Here is an 18,822-nt window from a genome sequence, read left to right on the forward strand (position 1 = left end):
CGCCGTTCTAAGGAACGGCGCTTTTTTATTGGGGGCCCGTCATTGATCGCTGGCGGCTTGCTTCAACCAGTCGCGAAACGCTGCCAGCCGTGGCAGCGTCGCACACTCGGCGCGATAGACGATGTAGTACGCGAGCGTCGACGCGCAATCCACCTCGGGGAAGAGCCGCACGAGTCGCTGCGCGGCGAGATCGTCACGCACGAGCACGCTGCGGGCAAGGGCGATGCCGTGGCCATCGATGGCCGCCTGCAACACGGCCGCCGAGTTGTTGACCTTCAGACCGGCGCGGGTAGTGACATCGGATACGCCAGCGTGTGCCAGCCAAGACGGCCATGTGACGAAGCCCGCCGCAGTGTCCACCGACAGGTCGTGAATCAACGTCATGCCCCGCAGATCCTCTGGATGCTGCAACGACGGATGTTCGCGCAGCAGTGAGGGGGCACAGACAGGAAAGACCTGTTCATCCATCAATTTCTCGGCCTTCAGCCCCGGCCAGTGCCCCTGACCGTAACGCACGCCGATATCGATGCCTTGCGCGACGAAGTCTGCCAATTTGAGGCTGGTGTCGAGCCGCACGTCGGTGTCCGGCCACGCGCTCTGGAAGTCGTCGATGCGCGGCAGCAGCCATTTCGCGGCGAACGCGGGACTGACCGTCACCGTGAGCACGCCGACGGCAGACCCTTCTCGTAGTTTGGCAAACCCCAAGTTGAGACGATCGAAGCCGTCGCGAATGTCGGGCAATGCCCGCTGCGCGGCCTGTGTCGGCACGAGACGCGCCCGCCCGGTGCTGCTGCGCTCGAAGAGCGGTACGCCCAGCCATGCTTCGAGACTGCGCACCATCTGGCCGACGGCCGCGGGCGTCACGTTCAACTCGGCAGCGGCGGCAGAAAAGCTCTGATGCCGCGCGCTGGCTTCGAACGCCCGTAGCGCATTGAGGAACACCGGTGCTTTCATGATGGAAAGATTTTCTTTCAATGCGACGCAGAATAACTGATTTGTGAAGACCCCGTCGGACGCCAACAATGTGGATATCGAACAACGAAAGTGGTGCGCGTTAAAGGTGCATGTCGTAGCGACATCCGGCGTTATCTATCGAGTCACGGACAAGTCTTCAGGAGTCAGCAAAATGAAAAGTTTTTCTTCCAAGGTTGCCATCATTACGGGTGGCGGATCCGGCATCGGCAAGGAAGTGGCAACGCGGCTGGTCGCCGAGGGCGCCCGCGTGGTGATCGGTGGTCGTGACGCGGCCAAGCTCGTGGCGGCGGCCGCACAAATCGACCCGACGGGCGTCAATGTGCGTTATCTGGCGGGCGACATCGCTCGACCGACGACGGCGTCGGCGCTGGTCGAGGTGGCGACGTCGGCCTTCGGGGGCGTCGACGTGCTTGTGAACAACGCGGGCGTTTTCCGTCCCAAGGCGTTTTTGGAACTGAACGAGGAGGAATACGACGGCTTTGTCGACATCATCCTCAAGGGCAAGTTCTTCATGGCGCAGGCTGCCGCCAAGGCAATGATGCAACGCGGCGGCGGTGCCATCGTGCAGACCGGCTCGCTGTGGGCGTTGCAAGCCATCGGGGCCACGCCTTCATCGGCGTACTCAGCCGCGAACGCCGGTGTGCATGCCCTCACGCGCAATCTCGCCATCGAGCTCGCGCCGCTCAACATTCGCATCAATACGGTGGCACCGGCCGTGGTCGAGACACCGGTCTACAACACGTTCATGAGCGATGACGAAGTCAAAGCCACACTGCCCGCGTTCAACGCGTTCCACCCGCTTGGCCGTAACGGTCAGCCGCGCGATGTGGCCGAGGCAATTCTGTTTCTTGCATCGGACGCCGCGTCGTGGATCACAGGCACGGTGCTGCCGGTCGACGGCGGGGTAATGGCCGGGCGTCAGGCTTGATATCGCACGCGCGATTTTCAATCGGTAGTGAGAGGGGAGCGTCGGCGAATTGATCTGTCGCAAGTTGACGAATATTCAACGCGCGTCGCCTTGATGGGTCAAAGTCACCGTCCTGTATTATGCTTTGAACCACTTGCAAATCTATTCTCTCCCTCTCCCCACCCACCTTGATGTCTGGAGGTATGTATGAGCAAAGAGAAAGAACGTCACGACACCGGATCCACTACCGGTGCAGGCGCCCCGGCGGCGAGCGATCGCAATACGCTGTCGGTCGGGCCGGACGGTCCGCTGTTGCTTCATGACGTTCACTTCATCGAACAGATGGCGCATTTCAACCGTGAGAAGGTGCCTGAGCGCCAGCCTCACGCCAAAGGCGCCGGTGCCTTCGGTGTCTTCGAAACCTCCGAGGATGTGAGTCGTTACACGAAGGCGTCGCTGTTCAAGAAAGGCGCGAAAACCGAGATGCTTGCGCGTTTTTCCACCGTCGCCGGCGAATCCGGCAGCCCGGATACGTGGCGCGACGTGCGTGGCTTCTCCCTCAAGTTCTATACCGACGAAGGCAACTACGATCTCGTCGGTAACAACACCCCGATCTTCTTTGTTCGCGATCCGATGAAGTTTCCGCACTTCATCCGGAGCCAGAAGCGTTTGCCGGATTCAGGCCTGCGCGATAACCACATGCAATGGGACTTCTGGACCAACAATCCGGAGTCGGCGCATCAGGTCACGTATCTGATGGGCGATCGTGGTCTGCCACGTACCTGGCGGAACATGAACGGCTATGGTTCGCATACCTACATGTGGGTCAATGCCAGCGGCGAGAAATTCTGGGTGAAGTATCACTTCCATACCGAGCAGGGGATGGAATTCTTCAGCAACGCCGAAGCGGCGACGATGTCGGGGCAGGACGCCGATTTCCACCGCCGCGATCTGTTCGACGCGATTGCCCGCGGTGAAAACCCGAGCTGGATCATGTCGGTGCAGGTCATGCCGTATGCAGACGCCAAGCAGTACCGCTTCAACCCGTTCGATCTCACGAAGACGTGGTCGCACAAGGACTATCCGTTGATCAAGGTGGGCAAGATGACGCTCAACCGCAATCCGGAGAATTTCTTCGCGCAGATCGAACAAGCGGCCTTCTCGCCGGGGAATACGGTGCCGGGCATCGGTTTGTCGCCGGACAAAATGCTGCTGGGCCGTGCGTTCGCATACAACGACGCACAGCGCAATCGTATCGGCACGAACTTCCACCAACTGCCGGTCAACCGCCCGAAGGTACCGGTGCAGTCATATATGTTCGACGGCCATATGGCGTTCGAACATAGCGGCAATGCGCCGACGTACGTGCCGAACAGCGGCGGACGTCCGTATGCCGATCAGACCGGTGCGGCGGAAGACGGCTGGGAATCGGACGGCGACATGGTGCGCAACGCCTACACGCTGCACAAGGAAGACGACGATTTCTCGCAACCGGGAAATCTGGTGCGCAACGTGTTTGACGACGCCGCACGGGCACGTCTCGTCGAGACAGTGTCGGGCGCGTTGCTCGCGGGCGTGCGAAGCCCGGTGCTGGAACGCGCGTTCGATTACTGGAAGCAGATCGACGCCGACGTGGGCGCGCGTATCGAGAAAGCGGTGAAGAGCGCGAAGAAGTAGTCGAAGTCTTAAGCGCAAGCTTCAGCCAAAGGTAAGCGCCCCGGCAACCCCGGGGCGATAGCGGCGGGTGGCGATGCGTGGCATCGTCCCCGCCGTTATAGTTCTGCGTACTCCCAGGCAGCGTATTTTGCGTCGAGCGTGGTGATGCCATCGAGTATGTTCTGCGCCGTAGGTGTGGCACGGAGCAAATCGATGGTGGTAGGACTCATACGCTCGATGATCTCGTCCACCGTCGTACCCGCCTCACGAATCGCCCGCTGGGGGTCGTAGTAGCCCAACAAGCGCAGTACGTCGGTCACTTTCTCGCCGAAGACAGCATCCATCATTTCCGCCGTCTCGAAGAGCATCACTTCAAGCGTTGGCGCTGCCATACGGACTTCATACCGACTTGGCGATCCCGCCAACGACAGCATGGATTCGGCACTTCCCTGTTGATCCATGACCCACGTGTCATCCACCGTGTAGGCGTTCTGTATCAATAGCGTGGGTGCTTTCTCGTGGAATACTGCCCCTTGTGCGATCGGTACGGTTCGCCACACACCCGTGCTGACGAAGAATCGCGAGGAATCCGCAATTTCGGTTGGAAGCCACGCCTTCAGCAGTTTGAAGCCACTCTCCGACGGGCAGACGATACAGCGTTTCATGTGAGATCCGTTCTTTACTTGGGTTGATCGTAGTGCTTGCCGTATTCGAGACATTCCTCATATTTCGTGCGCATCAGGTGCGCGAAATCCTGTCGTTGAATGCATGCCTCGATTTCCTGTCCTGTCCAGCACAGGATGGTCTGCGGTTTGGTGAAATTGACCATCGTGACCGCCGCATCCGTGTAATCGCCACTCGTGAAGATGCAGCCGATCAAATCAGACGGTCGCCGTGCCAACTGACTGCGTAGTTTCGCAATCGGCGTGAATTCGATCCGTTGCTTTCTGCGCTTCCGGATATCTGAAAGATCTTTGCACTCGATCATTGCGTTGATGCCGGACAGATAAACCAGTCCGTCGATCTGTTCCGCATTTTTTGCACCCAACACGGTCACCCGATACGGCCACCGAACCTCCGCGCCGCTCAACTCGAAGCCTTTGAGTACCAAATACTCCAGCGCCTTGCCCGGGTCCCAGCCCGGGGTGGCGCACGTCATCACCGCATGCCATAGCTGCGTGATGTCGGTCCAGTCGTAGCGACTCACCCGATCGATGTATTGCGTGTCTGCGGTCATGCCAACCTCCGTCGATCCGTTGCCGATTCTAGAGGCGGTTATGCAAGCAAAACGGTAACGGGTCGATATATCGGAAAGTCCTGATGGGCTATGGCATTCCGGCCCATGAAACGGGGCAAAAGTGTCACGCATTGTGAGTGCCCTCGCTTCCTGATAGCATGGCGACAGCTTCAACGGAGATGGCATACCTCCGGCGTTCGTTTCGCAAACCGCCCCGCCTCGGGGCTGATGATGCCTGCAAGATCCTGGCGTGCCGGGAGGTTGCGGGCTATGCGTGCGGACGTTCTTCGCGTCTCATTCCTCCGTGTTTCCTCGTTGCTTCCCCCGGTAATGTTCAGGCGATTCGTCGATGGCATCGGCCCGTCCGATGCGTTGCCCTGTGCGCACAACCATGAAGATGTTTGACCATTCCCCTTTGCGCGAGCTGGCCGATGTGCTGCCGCGTGCCGCACGCGCGAGTGCTTTGGCCGCGCTTGTCGGCGTGATGGCCGGTAGCGCCAGCGCGCTGCTGCTCGTCGCACTCGAATTCGTGACCGACACGCGTCTCCTGCATCCGTGGCTGCTCTGGCTGCTGCCCATCGCGGGCTTTGCCGTGGGCTGGATCTACCTGCGGCTTGGCGCGAGCGTGGAGGCCGGTAACAACCTGTTGATCGACGAGATTCACGACCCTCGCCGCGTCGTGCCCCTGCGCATGGCGCCGCTGGTGCTCGCCGGTACGGTCATCACGCATCTGTTCGGCGGCTCGGCGGGCCGTGAAGGCACGGCCGTGCAGATGGGCGGTGCGCTGGCCGATCAACTCACGCACGTCTTCCGGCTCTCCGGCGAGCAGCGGCGCGTGTTGTTGATGTCGGGGATCGCGGCGGGTTTCGCCTCGGTGTTCGGCACTCCGCTTGCCGGGGCCGTATTCGGGCTGGAAGTGCTCGCGATTGGCCGCTTGCGTTACGACGCCTTACTGCCGTGCCTCGTCGCCGCGCTCGTCGGTGACGCGGTGACGCGCGCGTGGGGCGTGCATCACACGGCGTATGCCATTGCGCCGCAACTGTTCGGCGCGTCGATGTCGTTGGCGGGGGCCATGAGCGCGGCCGTCGCGGGCGTGGCCTGCGGTCTCGTCGGGATGGGCTTCGCGCAGGCGACGCACGCCATGTCGGCGTTCATGAAACGCCGTATCGCCTACGCACCGCTGCGTCCGGTCGTGGGCGGGGTGTTGGTCGCCGTCGCCGCGACGGCACTCGGCACGCCGCAGTATCTTGGCCTCGGCATTCCGACTATCGTTGACGCCTTCCACACGACGCTGCCGTGGTACGACTTTCTCGGCAAGTCGCTATTTACCGTGGTGACGCTGGGCTCGGGCTTCAAGGGCGGCGAAGTCACGCCGCTGTTCTATATCGGCGCGACGCTGGGCAACGCGCTCTCCCATGTGTTGACGCTGCCCGCCGCGGTGCTCGCCGGGGTTGGCTTCGTGGCCGTGTTTGCCGGCGCGGCGAATACGCCGATTGCGTCGACGCTGATGGCCATCGAAATCTTCGGTCCGCAAATCGGCGGGTATGCCGCCATCGCCTGCGTGCTGGCGTATCTCTGCTCGGGACATACGGGCATCTACAAATCGCAACGCCTCGGACACGGCAAGCATGGCGTTGTGCCCGAAGGGGCGCGTCTGGCCGATCTGCCCGCATGGCGTGAGGTGCAGCGCTCGCGCGCGCAGATCAACGACGAGTCACCGCCACGGTGACGTGCCGTGTGGATCGAGGGCGTCCCATTCGTCGTCGGCATCGGTGGTGTTCAGTGCAATGTCGCCTCGCGCCAGCCCCGCAATCGTGCGTTGGAACGCCGCCGCATTGCGCATGCCCTGATCTTCGTGATTGGTGTTGAAGAGCACGTGCGTGTCGTCTGCCTTCGCGGCGATGCGCGCCACGCGTGCCGAAATGTCGATCAATTCGCTCGCGCTGTATTCATAGACGAATCGGCCCGATGACGCGGTGAGGCCACGCCGGTTCCACGCCGCCGCATTGCGCCCGTGCAGACGCACGACGCAAAGGTCGTCGCGTGTGGTCGCCCAGACGGCGGGCACGGTGTTTTCGAATTCGGTGGGGCTGTCGACGATGGTGTGTGCGGCGCCCGTCTCACGCAGCATCGCCAGCGTGGCGGCTTCGCGGGAGGGTGTGTCGAACCAACTGCGATGTCGAAACTCGATCGCGTGGCGCTCGCCGTCGAGCCGTCTGGCGGTGTCGAACACGAGTGCGCGCCCGGCGCGGTCGTTCTTCACGCGCGGCGAGAACTGGAAATGGATCGCCGTCAGTTGCCCGCTCTGGCGCAGCGGCTCGATGGCTTCCAGATAACGTCGCCAAAGCTCGTCGCGAAGCTCGGCAGGGAGATTGGCTGAGACGTCGGTGGGAGCGTCGGCAGAATCCAACGTCGGGTCGTGAGGCGAACCCAGCGCGGCAGCAATATCCGCAGGCAACGCGCTGACGGGTGTGGTGTGTCCGGTGAACGCCCGGAAGGCCTTGATGTGAAAGCGGAACGACGGCGGGGTGCGTTGCGTCCAGCGCCACGCCATCCCTGCGTCTGGCAGGTGGTAGTAGCTGCTGTCGACTTCTACCAGATCGAAACGCGATGCGTAGTGGCGCAGCCGCGCTTCGGGCGTGTTGACGCCCGGGGGGTAAAAACGCCCGCAGGCGATGAGTGTCCGGTCGGTCCAGGACGATGTGCCGACACGCAATGTCATGACTCGAAACCCTGTGACTCGATGAGCGTCGATGCGATCGTTATAATGTATAAATATACAGTAGTCGGTGCGCCCGTCGCCCGGCTCACCGACTCGCCGAACCTCCAGCCTCCCTTGTCTTGCATGTCAGATAAGCCGATTCCAGCGCCGACTCCAGCGCCGAACCCTGCGCCGCCGCCCGCCGCCCGCGACCCGTGGGCCGAACTCAACGACCGCCAGCGCGAAGCCGTCGACTACGGCGTGGGCGACGACGGCACGCCCGGCGGGCCGCTGCTGGTCATCGCAGGTGCAGGCTCCGGCAAGACGAGTACGCTGGCCCATCGCGTGGCCAACCTGATCGCGCGCGGGGCCGACCCCAATCGCCTCCTGTTGCTGACGTTTTCCCGGCGCGCTGCGGGAGAGATGGAGCGCCGCGCCGGTGCCGTGCTGCAAAAGGTGCTCGGGCTGGCCTCGTCGCAACCGCCGTCGCTGCCATGGGCGGGCACGTTCCACGCCATCGGCGCGCGGCTGTTGCGCGACTTCGCAACGCGTATCGGGCTCTCGGAAGCGTTCACTATTCATGACCGTAGCGATGCGGAAGACCTGCTCGGCCTGTCGCGGCATGAACTGGGCTTCTCGGCCACGCAGTCCCGCTTTCCGCTGAAAGGCACCTGCCTGTCGATTTACTCGCGGGCCGTGAATAGTCAGGCGCCGCTCGCCGAGGTGCTGGCGAAACACTTTCCGTGGTGCGCGCAGTGGGAAGCGCAGTTGAAGACGTTGTTCGGCGCGTACGTCGACGCCAAGCAGTCGCAGCACGTGCTCGACTACGACGACCTGCTGCTGTACTGGGCCGAGATGATGACGGCGCCCGAACTGGCGCGCGAACTCGGGGCGCGCTTCGATCACGTGCTGGTCGACGAGTATCAGGACACCAACCGCCTTCAGGCGCAGATTCTGCTCGCGATGAAGCCGGACGGACGGGGGCTTACGGTGGTCGGTGACGATGCCCAGTCGATCTACGCGTTTCGTGCCGCCACCATTCGCAACATCCTCGACTTCCCCGGGCAGTTTGCCGAGCCGGCGCACGTGATCACGCTGGAGCGCAATTACCGGTCGACACAGCCCATTCTCGATGCGTCGAATGCCGTGATTGCGGAATCGACCGAGCGTTACGCCAAAGCGCTCTGGACGGATCGTCAGTCGACGCAATTGCCGCAGTTGGTCAACGTCAGCGATGAGTCCGGTCAGGCGCGCTGGGTTGCCGATCAGGTGCTGGAACAGCGCGAGACCGGCACGAAGCTGAAACAACAGGCCGTGCTTTTTCGCACGGGCAGTCACAGCGCCGCGCTCGAGCTTGAACTCACACGGCGCAACATTCCGTTCGTGAAGTTCGGCGGCTTGAAGTTTCTCGAAGCAGCGCACGTTAAGGACATGCTCTCGATTCTGCGTTGGGCGCATAACCCCGCGAGCCGGCTGTCGGGTTTTCGTGTGGCGCAGCTCATTCCCGGTATCGGGCCCGTGAGCGCCACGCGCCTGCTCGATGCGATGGCGCAGTCCGCGACGCCGGTGCAGGTGCTGACCGATTTCAAACCGCCGTCGGCCGCCGCGCATGACTGGCGCGGTTTCGTGGAGGTGTTCAGAACGTTGAATGACACGCGCCTTGCGTGGCCCGCCGACGTCGATCTCGCCTTGCGCTGGTACGCGCCGCTGCTCACCCAGCGCTTCGACGACGCGGCAGTGCGTCAGGCCGATCTCGAACAGCTCGCCCGCATTGCCGGGACTTACGGTTCGCGCGAACAGTTTTTGACCGAACTGACGCTCGATCCGCCCGACGCGACGAGTGCCCAATCCGGCCCGCCGCTACTCGATGAGGACTATCTGATTCTCTCGACGATTCACAGCGCGAAGGGGCAGGAGTGGAACTCGGTCTACGTGCTTAACGTGGTCGATGGTTGTATCCCGTCCGATATGAGTACCGGCGACGACGAGGACATCGAGGAAGAACGCCGTTTGCTGTACGTGGCCATGACGCGCGCGAAGGCGTCGCTGCAACTGGTGGTGCCGCAACGGTTCTACGTGCATCAGCAAACCGGTCTGGGCGACCGTCACGTGTACGGCACACGCAGCCGCTTCGTCTCCGACAAGATGCTGCCGCTGTTCGAGATGCTGCCCAAGCCGCGAGAAGGTGAGGGGCCTGCCGGTCCGGTGGGCGATGTGACGGTGCATATCGACGTAGCACGGAGGCTTCGTAATGCCTGGTCCTGAAGTGACACTGCGCACGGCCAGTGCGGCGGATATCGATGCGGTGACCGCGCTGCTGATGGAAACCTATCTCGCCACATGGGCACCGGAACTGCGCCCCGAGGCCGCTGCGACGCACGGCTCGGGCGAGCGAACCCGCGCTTATGTGGAGACGCATTGGCCGGAATTCACGGTCGCTACCGTTGATGGGGCCGTGGTGGGCATGGTGCACGTGGTGGGCGATTTCATCGACGCGCTGCACGTCTCGCCGGCCCGGCAGCGATTGGGTGTCGGGGCAAAGCTGCTCGTCCATGCCGAAGCGCAGATGCGTGCGAGCGGGCAGACACTGGCGCGGCTCGAAACGGATACGTTCAACACGCAGAGCCGCGCGTTTTACGGCAAGCACGGTTATGCCGAGGTCGCGACGTATCCCGACGAGGAATGGGATAGCGGTTTCACCACGGTACTGCTGACGAAAGCGCTCTGAGCGCTGCCATCTTCTTTTTCCTTTCCGCCGACATGCGCGGAAATTTTCGCAAGGTTGCCGTCCTCGGCGCATCAGGTATAGTCGCCGCATCGGCGGCGGGTACCCTGATGCGGGATGCCTGTTCGCCCCAATAACATTGTCAGGGGAGAGGGACGGATGCAATGGCTGGTTGACCAAATGACGCTGATGCCGACGGGCTTGTTGCTCGTGTCGTTGGCGATCGTGACAGCCCTCACGGCCGTGGCCGTGGCGTGGCTTGCGCGCGTCTGGTTGTTCGACCGGTTGGCCGACCCCTCCGAAGTGCGCGGCACCGTGGCCGACGTGGTGCACGGCAGCCTGCTCGCCTTCATTGTTTTTGTGCTGGCCCACGTGCTTACCGACGTGCGCGCGAATCTCGGACATGCCGACGATCAGGCGCTGCACGAAGCGTCGGTGGTGCGGCGTCTCGACCGCGAGTTGAAGGCCGTTGGCGACGCCGATGCGCAAGCCGCGCGGGTGTTGCTGCGCAACTATGTGACGTCCGCCGTCAACGACGAGTGGAAGACGCTGAGTACCGCCGACCCGGATCTCTCGCCCCGCACGGAAGACGCGTTGTCGGCTTTCGTCGGTGCGACCCGACGGGTGCTGAAGGAGCACGACGAAAGCGCCAGCTCGATACGCATACTGCTCGACCGTCTGGAGGAAGCGCGGCAGGGCCGCTTCGAGAACTCCACGAAGACGGTGCCCTCGGTGTTCTGGTGGGTGATTACGTTGTTTCTGGTCGCGGCCATGGCGATGAACGGCCGGTATCCGGGGTCGTGGAAGAGCAATTTCATCATTGCGCTGCACATGGGCGCGATCGGGATGGTGGTCGCACTGATCATTAATCTGGACGAGCCATTTCGTGGCGTGTCCGGGATCTCGCCGGCGCCGCTGGCGAAATCGGTCGGCATCGTCATTCCCAAGTGACAGCCGTTTGTAGTTTGCAGGAGTTGAAGACGATGTTTCCTAATTCACCGGCACCTTCCGCCGAATCCACGCCTGAGATCGAGGCATTCCGCCCGGGCGTCTACCGCCACTACAAAGGCAACTACTACCTCGCGCTCGGCATTGCCCGCGCCGACGAGACCGATGAGCCGGTGGTGGTCTACACCCGCCTTTATCCGCGCGAAGGCCTGCCGATGAGCACTCGCTTGTTGCGCGTCTGGAACGAGCCTGTGACGATGGACGACGGCCCGGTGGCACGCTTCACGTATGTCGGGCACACGTCACCTGCCGAGTAACCGGCGATTTTCACGCTATTCGCGCTACCCGCGCTATCACGCTATCCGGCCCCCCGAGCCTTCTTTCTGGATGCTTCACGCCTATGAACACCGTAGCTTCGATGTCCCGCCCGCCTGCCCAACCGGCTCAGCCAAAGGCGGATGATTCGCGCCGTTCGCTGCAGCCGTCCCGGCCTTCCGCAGCGCCGTCAGCGGACGATGCACGTGCGGTATCAACGCCCGCACCGCGCAATCTGCGTCGCTGGTGGGCGCTGTTTGCCGTGCTGCCGTTCGTGACTTCGGTGGCGGGATGCGGGCTGGTCGCGGCCCCGTGCCGCGTGGCCTCGGCGGGCTTGAAGATCGTGCCGGGTGTGGGAGGTGTGCTGGCGGCGCCGACCGACGCCTGTGCCGCCGTGATCGACTAATCGACTAAGCGACTAAGAGAGTTTTCGAGCGCAGAAAAAAAGAAAGCCCGCGAGTTGCGGGCTTAATCCATATCAGGAGGAGACATGGAGGAGACGAGTTCAGTATAGGACAACGTGTTGCGACGCACCATATGTAGTTTTGCGTAAGTGTCCGCATGTTGCGTTCATGCAACGAGAGATAATTTCAAATAAATCAAAGACTTATTTCTATTGTTGCCAACTCGCCTCACTCCTGTCTTTCCCAGATTCCGAATCACCCCTCTATTTATTGTGCGCGTGCACGCTTCTCGGGTGACATCTGCTTGAGGATGAACGGCACCGAGTCTCTGAGCGACGGATTGACCGCTGCATCGTGGTCGAGCCCTTCGTAGACACGCACCACCGTGGTCGTACCGGCCGCCGTGACATCGCGCGCGAAAGCCTGCTGCATCATGACCGGCACGTCGATGTCCTCCGAACCCATGCCGATGAACACCGGATGCTTGATGCGCAGCGTCGGGTAACGCAGCGACGGCGTCTGGTTATGCATGAGCTTCTGGATCGCCGGTTGCATGCTGTTGCCCCCGTTCAGCCCGGCGGCCGTGGAGCGTTCGGTCAATTCGCCGATGCACAGCGAGCGCGCCATATCCAGCACTGGCAGTGCCTGCGGCGAGAAGTAGCGCGACGCTTGCAGCGACGGGTCTCGATCGGCCGCTGACAGGAAGATGTACATCGCGTAGGGAATCTTCGGATCGGGGGCGCCGGGGTCGGGCTGGCCGGCGAAGATGGCGGCCGCCGAGGTCTGGGCGTTGAAGTACGGCGTGCCCGTCAGCACCGTTGCGATCACTTTCATGTCCGGCGCGTACACCGGCTGATACCCGGCGGCGGCGAACGCCGCGTGCGCGCCTTGCGACTGCCCGACGATCACCACCCGGTTCTGCAATGGGAACACGCTGCGTGCGGCCAGCAAGCTGTCGAGCACGCTGTACGCCTCGGCGCGCGCATTCAGATAGTGATGCAACCCCGGCGAGCCCAGACCGGCGTAATCGGGCGCCACCACGGCAAAGCCGAGCGACAGCCACGTACCGAGATACTGGGTGTCGCGCTGGCTGCGCACGTTGAGCGACGGTGCACAGGGGCTCGCCACGCCGACCGTGCCGTGTGCCCAGAGGACGACGGGCCAGCCACCGGCGGGCGTCGGGCCCTTCGGCAGAAACACGGCACCGGTGTCCTCGCGGGCTTCGATACCGCCGACGCCATCGATGGAGCTATAGCGAATACGGAACTGTTCCCCGGCTTCTGGCAGGCCGTGGTCGGCTTCGAGCGGTAATCGCTCGACGATGGCGCCGTGCGGGATGACGGTGGGGGCGGCCTCGGGCGTGACCGCGTGAGCGGCACGTCCGATGACCAGACTGGCGAACAGGGCGGCGCTCGCGTAACGCCACAGACGGTTGAACATGTTGAGCTGTCCTCGTGAGTTGACTGCTGCTAATGGCAACCCTCGTCCGGCGATTTCAGCCGTGCGAGGCCTGATTGCTTTGGGTTTGTGCGGCGGCCTGCTCGGCAGCCTCACGCCATGCGCGACGCGACCGGCGCATGCGGCGTAAGGCGAGCGATGACATCGTGATCCAGCCGAACGGACGCGGGTCGACCAGCATGCTCACCGCCCGCGCGTAATCGAGGACGAGACCCGGGGTCCACGCCATCGTCTTGGCACGTTTGCGCAATTGTGCGGCGACCCACAATTCGGGCGTGAGCCACAGACGAACGAACGTCCACCAGCCCGCATCGTCGCCATTGGTCAGTCGTCCGACGCGTCCTTCGATAGCGGCTTCGAGGGCCTTCGCCACGCTGCTCGAACAGTTGCGGTGGGTGAGGTTATACGTGGGGTTCTGCCGGTACGTCTCCCAGAACGCGGTCAACTGCTGGGGACTGTAGTTCCGGATGCGCACTTTGACGGTCGACGGGCACCACGCTTTCGACTCGGTCACGTAATCGGGCTGGAACACACCGGGCACGTCGTTCTCGCGGGTCGCGCGCAGCAACTGACCGAATTGATCCGGCGAGCGGTCGATCTCTTGCGCGGGATACAGGCTCAGATACACGCCTTCGTGGCTTTCGAGCGCGGCGTGACCGGTCGAAATCACACCGTTCTTGTCGACGGCGGCGATATAGCGATCGATCAGCGGTTGTCGCCGCGCAGGGGCCTTGGACGAGCCGGAGGGCGTCCAGACGTGCACCGTCAGCGCCGGCTCGCCTTCGGAGGGCGGGCCTTCCCAGCGCGGTGCGCGCGGACGGTCACGCCACAGCTTGCGCTTGTCTTCGGGGCTGCCGAGAATCTGCTCGACGCGGAAGCTGCTGCGCATGCGGCGTGCGCGCATGGCCAGCACCAGCACGTTCCAGCCGGTGAACACGAGCCCCAGCCCGATGGCATACGGCAGCGTGCCCTTGTAATGCGTGGGGTACGGCTGATAGAAGAACACCGCCACGGCGATTTCGAAAATACCGCCAGCCATCGCCCATGCCCAGCGCGGGTAGCGGACGACGTAGGCGGCAACGCACTGGAGCAGTCCGTCCGCGAGGAACAGCGTGCCGAACAGCATCGACAGCCAGAAGTTGCCATGCTGTTGATGGAAGAAGAGCACCAGCAGCGCCGTGAGCGTGAACGTACCGCCCTTCAGACTGCGCACGATGCGCTGTCCGCCGACGCCGATGCCGACAATGGCCAGCGTCGCCAGCCCTTCGGCAAGCAACAGCCACGCAAACACGTTGATCGGGAAATGCACGACACCGTCGAGCGCGTCGACGATGAGTGCCAGCCCGAAGGCAAAGAACAGCGCGCCAATCCAGATCAGCGCACGGGCTCGCCGGCGCAAATAATCGACGCCGAGCAACAACAGGATCAGACGTACCAACGCAGGGTCTCCATCGCATGCGTCGCAACGCCGTCGGTGCCGGGCGTCACGGGCATCCCGTTCACGGGGGATGTGGGAAAAAGCTTGTTTTGTGGTGCTATGTTAGCGCGTGTACCGTGACAGGCCAAAAACAAAGGCGGCGCGCTCCATGAGGAACGCGCCGCCTTTGTTGCGGCAAGACAGCGCCGGCACCCTAACCGCCCCTTACAACATCGGGGGGCTGGGCTGCCGGACGGCCCGTCTTAGTCCTTCTTGCCTTCGAGTTGCGGCAGGGCGTCGTCGCTCGTCGAGGTGAGCAGACCGGCCTTGGCGTACGTCATCAGCTTCTCGCGCGTGTCGACGATGTCGAGCGTGCGCATGGTCAGCTGGCCGATACGGTCGAGCGGCGTGAAGCTCGATTCGCCCTTTTCCATCGTCAGGCGCTCCGGCTTGTACGTCAGGTTCGGCGACACGGTGTTGAGCAGCGAGTAATCGTTGCCGCGACGCAGCTCGATGGTCACTTCGCCGGTCACGGCGCGCGCCACCCAGCGTTGTGCCGATTCGCGCAGCATGATGGCCTGCGGATCGAACCAACGGCCTTGGTACAGCAGACGGCCCAGACGGCGGCCGTTTTCGCGGTACTGCTCGATGGTGTCTTCGTTGTGGATGCCGGTCACCAGACGCTCGTAGGCGATGAACAGCAGCGCGAGGCCCGGGGCTTCGTAGATGCCGCGGCTCTTCGCTTCGATGATGCGGTTCTCGATCTGATCGCTCATGCCCAGACCGTGACGGCCGCCGATGCGGTTGGCTTCTTCGAACAGTTCGACGGCGTTGGCAAACGTCTTGCCGTTCAGGGCCACCGGCTGGCCTTCTTCGAAGCGCACCGTGACTTCTTCGGCCTTGATCGCGCAGTCATCGCGCCAGAACGGCACGCCCATGATCGGCTGCACGATCTTGATGCCCGAATTCAGGTGTTCCAGATCCTTGGCTTCGTGGGTGGCGCCGAGCATGTTCGAGTCGGTCGAATAAGCCTTCTCGACCGACATCTTGTAGTCGAAGCCGTTGGCGATCAGGAACTCCGACATTTCCTTGCGGCCGCCGAGTTCGTCGATGAACTGCTGATCGAGCCACGGCTTGTAGATTTGCAGGCCCGGGTTGGTCAAGAGACCGTAGCGATAGAAGCGCTCGATGTCATTGCCCTTGAACGTGCTGCCATCACCCCAGATATTGACGCCATCTTCCTTCATGGCGGCCACGAGCATCGTGCCCGTGACGGCGCGGCCGATCGGCGTGGTGTTGAAGTACGTCACGCCGGCCGTCGAGATATGGAACGCGCCCGATTGCAGGGCGGCGATCCCTTCGGACACGAGTTGGGCGCGGCAGTCGACCAGACGGGCTTGTTCGGCACCGTAGGCCATCGCGCGGCGCGGGATTTCGTCGTAATCGGGTTCGTCCGGCTGACCGAGATTGGCCGTGTAAGCGTAGGGAATCGCGCCTTTCTTGCGCATCCAAAGCAGCGCAGCGCTGGTGTCGAGACCGCCCGAGAAGGCGATGCCGACCGATTGTCCCGTGGGAATGTGTTGCAGAATCGTGGTCATCGGCGTGGAAAAGCTGGGTTTTTAACCTGTCAAGTATCCCTGTCAGGGCTATGGATGGTCAAGTCTGATGGCCGATTCCCATCCATTAGGATGGGCTTCGGGCTACCACTGCACCCCCGCCACGCTGCATGCCGAGGCCAAAAACTCGGAAAACGCGCGAATCACGAGCGATGCCTGACGATGCTGCGGGTAGACGACGTGAATGGCCGTCGGCGCCGGGGCGAAGTCATCGAGCACGGTGACCAGACGCCCGCTCAGCAAGGCCGGCGCGACGATGAACACCGGCAGCCACGTCAGCCCGAGGTCCGCCACGGCGGCATCGCGTGCCAATTCGCCGTTATTGACCCGCAGACGGCCCGACACGGAAATCTCTACCGGACTCCCGTCGCGCGCATAAGTCCAGCTCACACGCTGGCTATGGCCGTAGGGCAGCAGGGCATGCTCGCGCAGGTCTTCGGGGGTGAGCGGCGTGCCGTGGGCGGCCAGATAGCGGGGGCTGGCGCACGTCACCATGCGCATGGGCGCCACCGCACGCGCAATCAGCGACGAATCGGCCAGCGCGCCGATGCGCACCGCCACGTCGTAGCCTTCGCCGATGATGTCGACCGTGCGGTCGTTCAACTCGAGTTCGATGGTGACGTCGGGGTAGGTCGCCAGAAACGACGGGATGACCGAGCCGAGAAACATCGTGCCGAACGACATCGGCGCCGAGACGCGCAAATTGCCGCGCGGGCGCTCGCCCTGACTGCTCACAGCAAGATTGGCGGCTTCCACGTCATCGAGAATGCGCCGTGCCCGAGCGTAGTAGATCTGGCCGAGGTCGGTCACGGCAAGCCGCCGCGTCGTGCGCAGCAGTAGCCGGACGCCAAGGTTCTGTTCCAGCGTCGAGATGCGCCGGCTCACAAACTGCTTCGACAAGCCGAGTCTGGCCGCCGCCCCGGTAAAGCTCATCGCTTCCACCGCGCTCACGAAGATGCGCATGTCGTCGAGCAGATCCATCCGTCAAATTCCAGTCATGGGAAGGGTTAGGTGACAACGCGCAGCGATGCGGCGTCATTGTCACCTGAGAGCCGACAATCTTAACCGAGTCCTATGAACTGTCCCGGGACGGTTCGGCGCCTTACCGCAATGCCAGCCGCAGTCCGAGCAGAATCGCCGCTGTGCCGCCGACGGCGAGCAGGGTCGGTTGATGCCCGAAGATGCCCCAGTCGAGTAGCGCAGTCACCACGGGGACGAGATAAAACAGGCTGGTCACCGTCACGAGGTTGCCCGCCGCGATCATGCGGTAGAGCAGCAGCGTCGCACCGACCGAAATCACCACGCCCATGTAGAGCAGCGGCAACCAGAAGCCCGCCGAGTTATCGAAGTGCCACGGCTGTGTCGGCGCGACCAGCACGGCGAGTGCCAACCCGACGGCGTACTGAAGGGGCAGCACGTCGAGAGGCGTCTGCCGGGAGCCCTTCTGCGCAATCGTGCCGAGCGTCATGCAGGCGAGCGCGGTGAGTGCCCATATCGACCCGGCCGCCGACAACCGCGCCGACATCAGACTCTGCGCCACGACGAGTGCCAAACCGCCCAGCGCCAATGCCAGCCCCGCGAGGCGTTGCGCGCTGCGCGATCGCTCAAGCGCCACGAGCGTGAGAATCGGCTGCACGCCGAGCACCGTGGCGAGCGCACCGGGCGTGATGCCGTGTGCCAGTGCCAGCAGATACGCCGCCTGATAACCGCCGATGAGCAGCACCCCGGTACCTGCAACGCGCCAGCGTGTGCCGGGTGCTGGCCACCACTGACGCCGCGTGATGGCGAGCAACGTGAGCGCGGCCAGCGCCACACCGAGACGTATTACCAGAAACGCGAATGCCGACGCGTGCGTCAGCCCCCATTTGGCAGCGAGTGCGCCGCCGCTCCACAGCAGGACGAACAACATCGTTGTGCCATGCCGGCGCAACCAGAGACCATCGACTTGCATTGTGCTTTCCCCTACGCAGGTAGTCCGGCCTGTGGCGTATGGCCATGACATGCGTGCCGCAATGCGCGTTGTCGTGCGCACGAGGTAACGCTGTCGTCATGGCGAGACGACGCAACAGGAGGAACAGAATTCGGAATCGAATCAGGACGTCGCGCTGCGGGTGTCAAACACCCGAACGACGTCCGGTGGCGTCAGACCACGGTGACGTCGGTCACCACGGCCACGACACTGGCGACAGCCGCGACGACGACAGCGTCGGGCGGTGCCACGCCGGCTGGCGGGGGAGGCGCTACGGCTGCAAAGCGTCCTCGCAGGCGCGAGCCGACACCGCGCGAGGGCGGCGATACGGCAAGGCGGATGGACGCGTGAGCAGTCATGGAGAAAATTGGGTGATGAAAAATGCGCACGTCACTCGACGGGCGTGCACACACTGTACACGGCACATTCGCTGGCGGCAAGTTGGTTGGCGCAGCGGCGACCCTTTGAACGCATGTGCCGCTTCGCCCGTTCGA

General features: G+C 63.1%; 18 protein-coding genes and 1 riboswitch. Of the genes, 8 read left to right on the plus strand and 10 right to left on the minus strand.

The features are described 5' to 3' along the window. Positions 1–39: 39 nt before the first annotated feature. Positions 40–954: a transcriptional regulator GcvA gene (gene gcvA / locus PIN31009_RS02280; protein WP_087721714.1), complete on the minus strand. Its 915-nt coding sequence runs from the start codon at positions 952–954 to the stop codon at positions 40–42. 172 nt (positions 955–1,126) lie between these two features. On the opposite strand from gcvA, the gene PIN31009_RS02285 reads away from it, so the two are divergent. Continuing rightward, positions 1,127–1,903, plus strand: a complete 777-nt coding sequence (locus PIN31009_RS02285; protein ID WP_150789165.1) for an SDR family NAD(P)-dependent oxidoreductase — start codon at positions 1,127–1,129, stop codon at positions 1,901–1,903. Positions 1,904–2,089: 186 nt separating this feature from the next. Beyond that, positions 2,090–3,559, plus strand: a complete 1,470-nt coding sequence (locus PIN31009_RS02290; RefSeq protein WP_150789166.1) for a catalase — start codon at positions 2,090–2,092, stop codon at positions 3,557–3,559. Positions 3,560–3,654: 95 nt separating this feature from the next. Here PIN31009_RS02290 and PIN31009_RS02295 read toward each other — a convergent pair whose 3' ends face one another. Continuing rightward, positions 3,655–4,203 carry a hypothetical protein gene (locus PIN31009_RS02295; protein ID WP_150789167.1) on the minus strand — a complete coding sequence of 183 codons (549 nt, stop codon included), beginning with the start codon at positions 4,201–4,203 and terminating at the stop codon, positions 3,655–3,657. Between the two features lie 14 nt (positions 4,204–4,217). Next, positions 4,218–4,775, minus strand: a complete 558-nt coding sequence (locus tag PIN31009_RS02300; RefSeq protein WP_150789168.1) for a PDDEXK family nuclease — start codon at positions 4,773–4,775, stop codon at positions 4,218–4,220. Between the two features lie 166 nt (positions 4,776–4,941). Beyond that, a riboswitch (Fluoride riboswitch) is annotated at positions 4,942–5,020 on the plus strand. Positions 5,021–5,166: 146 nt separating this feature from the next. On the opposite strand from PIN31009_RS02300, the gene PIN31009_RS02305 reads away from it, so the two are divergent. After that, positions 5,167–6,504 (plus strand): voltage-gated chloride channel family protein, encoded by a 1,338-nt coding sequence (locus PIN31009_RS02305; protein WP_150789169.1) that lies wholly within the window; start codon positions 5,167–5,169, stop codon positions 6,502–6,504. Here PIN31009_RS02305 and PIN31009_RS02310 read toward each other — a convergent pair. Next, positions 6,490–7,497: a DUF72 domain-containing protein gene (locus tag PIN31009_RS02310; RefSeq protein ID WP_150789170.1), complete on the minus strand. Its 1,008-nt coding sequence runs from the start codon at positions 7,495–7,497 to the stop codon at positions 6,490–6,492. The two genes, PIN31009_RS02305 and PIN31009_RS02310, sit on opposite strands and share 15 nt — an antisense overlap. A gap of 123 nt (positions 7,498–7,620) precedes the next feature. Here PIN31009_RS02310 and PIN31009_RS02315 point away from each other — a divergent pair, with 123 nt between their 5' ends. The 5 genes from PIN31009_RS02315 (at position 7,621) to PIN31009_RS28445 (ending at position 11,870) form a co-directional block, all read left to right on the plus strand. Continuing rightward, positions 7,621–9,741, plus strand: a complete 2,121-nt coding sequence (locus tag PIN31009_RS02315) for an ATP-dependent helicase (protein ID WP_150789171.1) — start codon at positions 7,621–7,623, stop codon at positions 9,739–9,741. Continuing rightward, positions 9,728–10,204, plus strand: a complete 477-nt coding sequence (locus tag PIN31009_RS02320) for a GNAT family N-acetyltransferase (RefSeq protein ID WP_150682838.1) — start codon at positions 9,728–9,730, stop codon at positions 10,202–10,204. The genes PIN31009_RS02315 and PIN31009_RS02320 overlap by 14 nt, the downstream gene beginning before the upstream one ends. 156 nt (positions 10,205–10,360) lie before the next feature. After that, complete coding sequence (locus PIN31009_RS02325; protein WP_174996899.1) at positions 10,361–11,152, plus strand: bestrophin-like domain; 792 nt, start codon at positions 10,361–10,363, stop codon at positions 11,150–11,152. A gap of 32 nt (positions 11,153–11,184) precedes the next feature. Beyond that, positions 11,185–11,466 carry a DUF1653 domain-containing protein gene (locus tag PIN31009_RS02330; protein WP_150789173.1) on the plus strand — a complete coding sequence of 94 codons (282 nt, stop codon included), beginning with the start codon at positions 11,185–11,187 and terminating at the stop codon, positions 11,464–11,466. Positions 11,467–11,699: 233 nt separating this feature from the next. Further along, positions 11,700–11,870, plus strand: a complete 171-nt coding sequence (locus PIN31009_RS28445; protein WP_322788735.1) for a DUF6726 family protein — start codon at positions 11,700–11,702, stop codon at positions 11,868–11,870. A 265-nt stretch (positions 11,871–12,135) separates the two neighbouring features. Here the strand turns inward: PIN31009_RS28445 and PIN31009_RS02340 are convergent, their stop codons facing one another. From PIN31009_RS02340 to PIN31009_RS02365, 6 genes are all read right to left on the minus strand, one after another. Next, on the minus strand, positions 12,136–13,308 hold the full coding sequence (locus tag PIN31009_RS02340; RefSeq protein WP_150682842.1) for an alpha/beta fold hydrolase: 1,173 nt from the start codon (positions 13,306–13,308) through the stop codon (positions 12,136–12,138). 55 nt (positions 13,309–13,363) lie between these two features. Beyond that, on the minus strand, positions 13,364–14,764 hold the full coding sequence (locus tag PIN31009_RS02345; protein ID WP_150789175.1) for an HdeD family acid-resistance protein: 1,401 nt from the start codon (positions 14,762–14,764) through the stop codon (positions 13,364–13,366). A gap of 242 nt (positions 14,765–15,006) precedes the next feature. Next, the gene (gene argG, locus PIN31009_RS02350; protein ID WP_150789176.1) at positions 15,007–16,341 is read right to left on the minus strand and encodes an argininosuccinate synthase; all 1,335 of its coding nucleotides are present in this window, start codon (positions 16,339–16,341) and stop codon (positions 15,007–15,009) included. A gap of 102 nt (positions 16,342–16,443) precedes the next feature. Next, entirely contained in the window at positions 16,444–17,340 is an 897-nt protein-coding gene (locus PIN31009_RS02355; RefSeq protein WP_150789177.1) for a LysR family transcriptional regulator, read from the minus strand. A 121-nt stretch (positions 17,341–17,461) separates the two neighbouring features. Beyond that, positions 17,462–18,310 carry a DMT family transporter gene (locus tag PIN31009_RS02360; RefSeq protein WP_150789178.1) on the minus strand — a complete coding sequence of 283 codons (849 nt, stop codon included), beginning with the start codon at positions 18,308–18,310 and terminating at the stop codon, positions 17,462–17,464. Between the two features lie 191 nt (positions 18,311–18,501). Further along, entirely contained in the window at positions 18,502–18,687 is a 186-nt protein-coding gene (locus tag PIN31009_RS02365) for a hypothetical protein (protein ID WP_150789179.1), read from the minus strand. Between the last annotated feature and the right edge of the window lie 135 nt (positions 18,688–18,822).

Origin of the sequence: Pandoraea iniqua (assembly GCF_902459685.1) — a bacterium.
GTDB lineage: Bacteria > Pseudomonadota > Gammaproteobacteria > Burkholderiales > Burkholderiaceae > Pandoraea > Pandoraea iniqua.

Coding starts and splice junctions, on each gene's coding strand:
- PIN31009_RS02325 (WP_174996899.1), top strand. CDS start 10,361: ATGCAATGGCTGGTTGACCAAATGACGCTGATGCCGACGGGCTTGTTG.
- PIN31009_RS02365 (WP_150789179.1), bottom strand. CDS start 18,687: ATGACTGCTCACGCGTCCATCCGCCTTGCCGTATCGCCGCCCTCGCGC.
- argG (WP_150789176.1), bottom strand. CDS start 16,341: ATGACCACGATTCTGCAACACATTCCCACGGGACAATCGGTCGGCATC.
- PIN31009_RS02295 (WP_150789167.1), bottom strand. CDS start 4,203: ATGAAACGCTGTATCGTCTGCCCGTCGGAGAGTGGCTTCAAACTGCTG.
- PIN31009_RS02360 (WP_150789178.1), bottom strand. CDS start 18,310: ATGCAAGTCGATGGTCTCTGGTTGCGCCGGCATGGCACAACGATGTTG.
- gcvA (WP_087721714.1), bottom strand. CDS start 954: ATGAAAGCACCGGTGTTCCTCAATGCGCTACGGGCGTTCGAAGCCAGC.
- PIN31009_RS02355 (WP_150789177.1), bottom strand. CDS start 17,340: ATGGATCTGCTCGACGACATGCGCATCTTCGTGAGCGCGGTGGAAGCG.
- PIN31009_RS02330 (WP_150789173.1), top strand. CDS start 11,185: ATGTTTCCTAATTCACCGGCACCTTCCGCCGAATCCACGCCTGAGATC.
- PIN31009_RS02300 (WP_150789168.1), bottom strand. CDS start 4,775: ATGACCGCAGACACGCAATACATCGATCGGGTGAGTCGCTACGACTGG.
- PIN31009_RS02320 (WP_150682838.1), top strand. CDS start 9,728: ATGCCTGGTCCTGAAGTGACACTGCGCACGGCCAGTGCGGCGGATATC.
- PIN31009_RS02285 (WP_150789165.1), top strand. CDS start 1,127: ATGAAAAGTTTTTCTTCCAAGGTTGCCATCATTACGGGTGGCGGATCC.
- PIN31009_RS02290 (WP_150789166.1), top strand. CDS start 2,090: ATGAGCAAAGAGAAAGAACGTCACGACACCGGATCCACTACCGGTGCA.
- PIN31009_RS02340 (WP_150682842.1), bottom strand. CDS start 13,308: ATGTTCAACCGTCTGTGGCGTTACGCGAGCGCCGCCCTGTTCGCCAGT.
- PIN31009_RS02310 (WP_150789170.1), bottom strand. CDS start 7,497: ATGACATTGCGTGTCGGCACATCGTCCTGGACCGACCGGACACTCATC.
- PIN31009_RS02305 (WP_150789169.1), top strand. CDS start 5,167: ATGAAGATGTTTGACCATTCCCCTTTGCGCGAGCTGGCCGATGTGCTG.
- PIN31009_RS02315 (WP_150789171.1), top strand. CDS start 7,621: ATGTCAGATAAGCCGATTCCAGCGCCGACTCCAGCGCCGAACCCTGCG.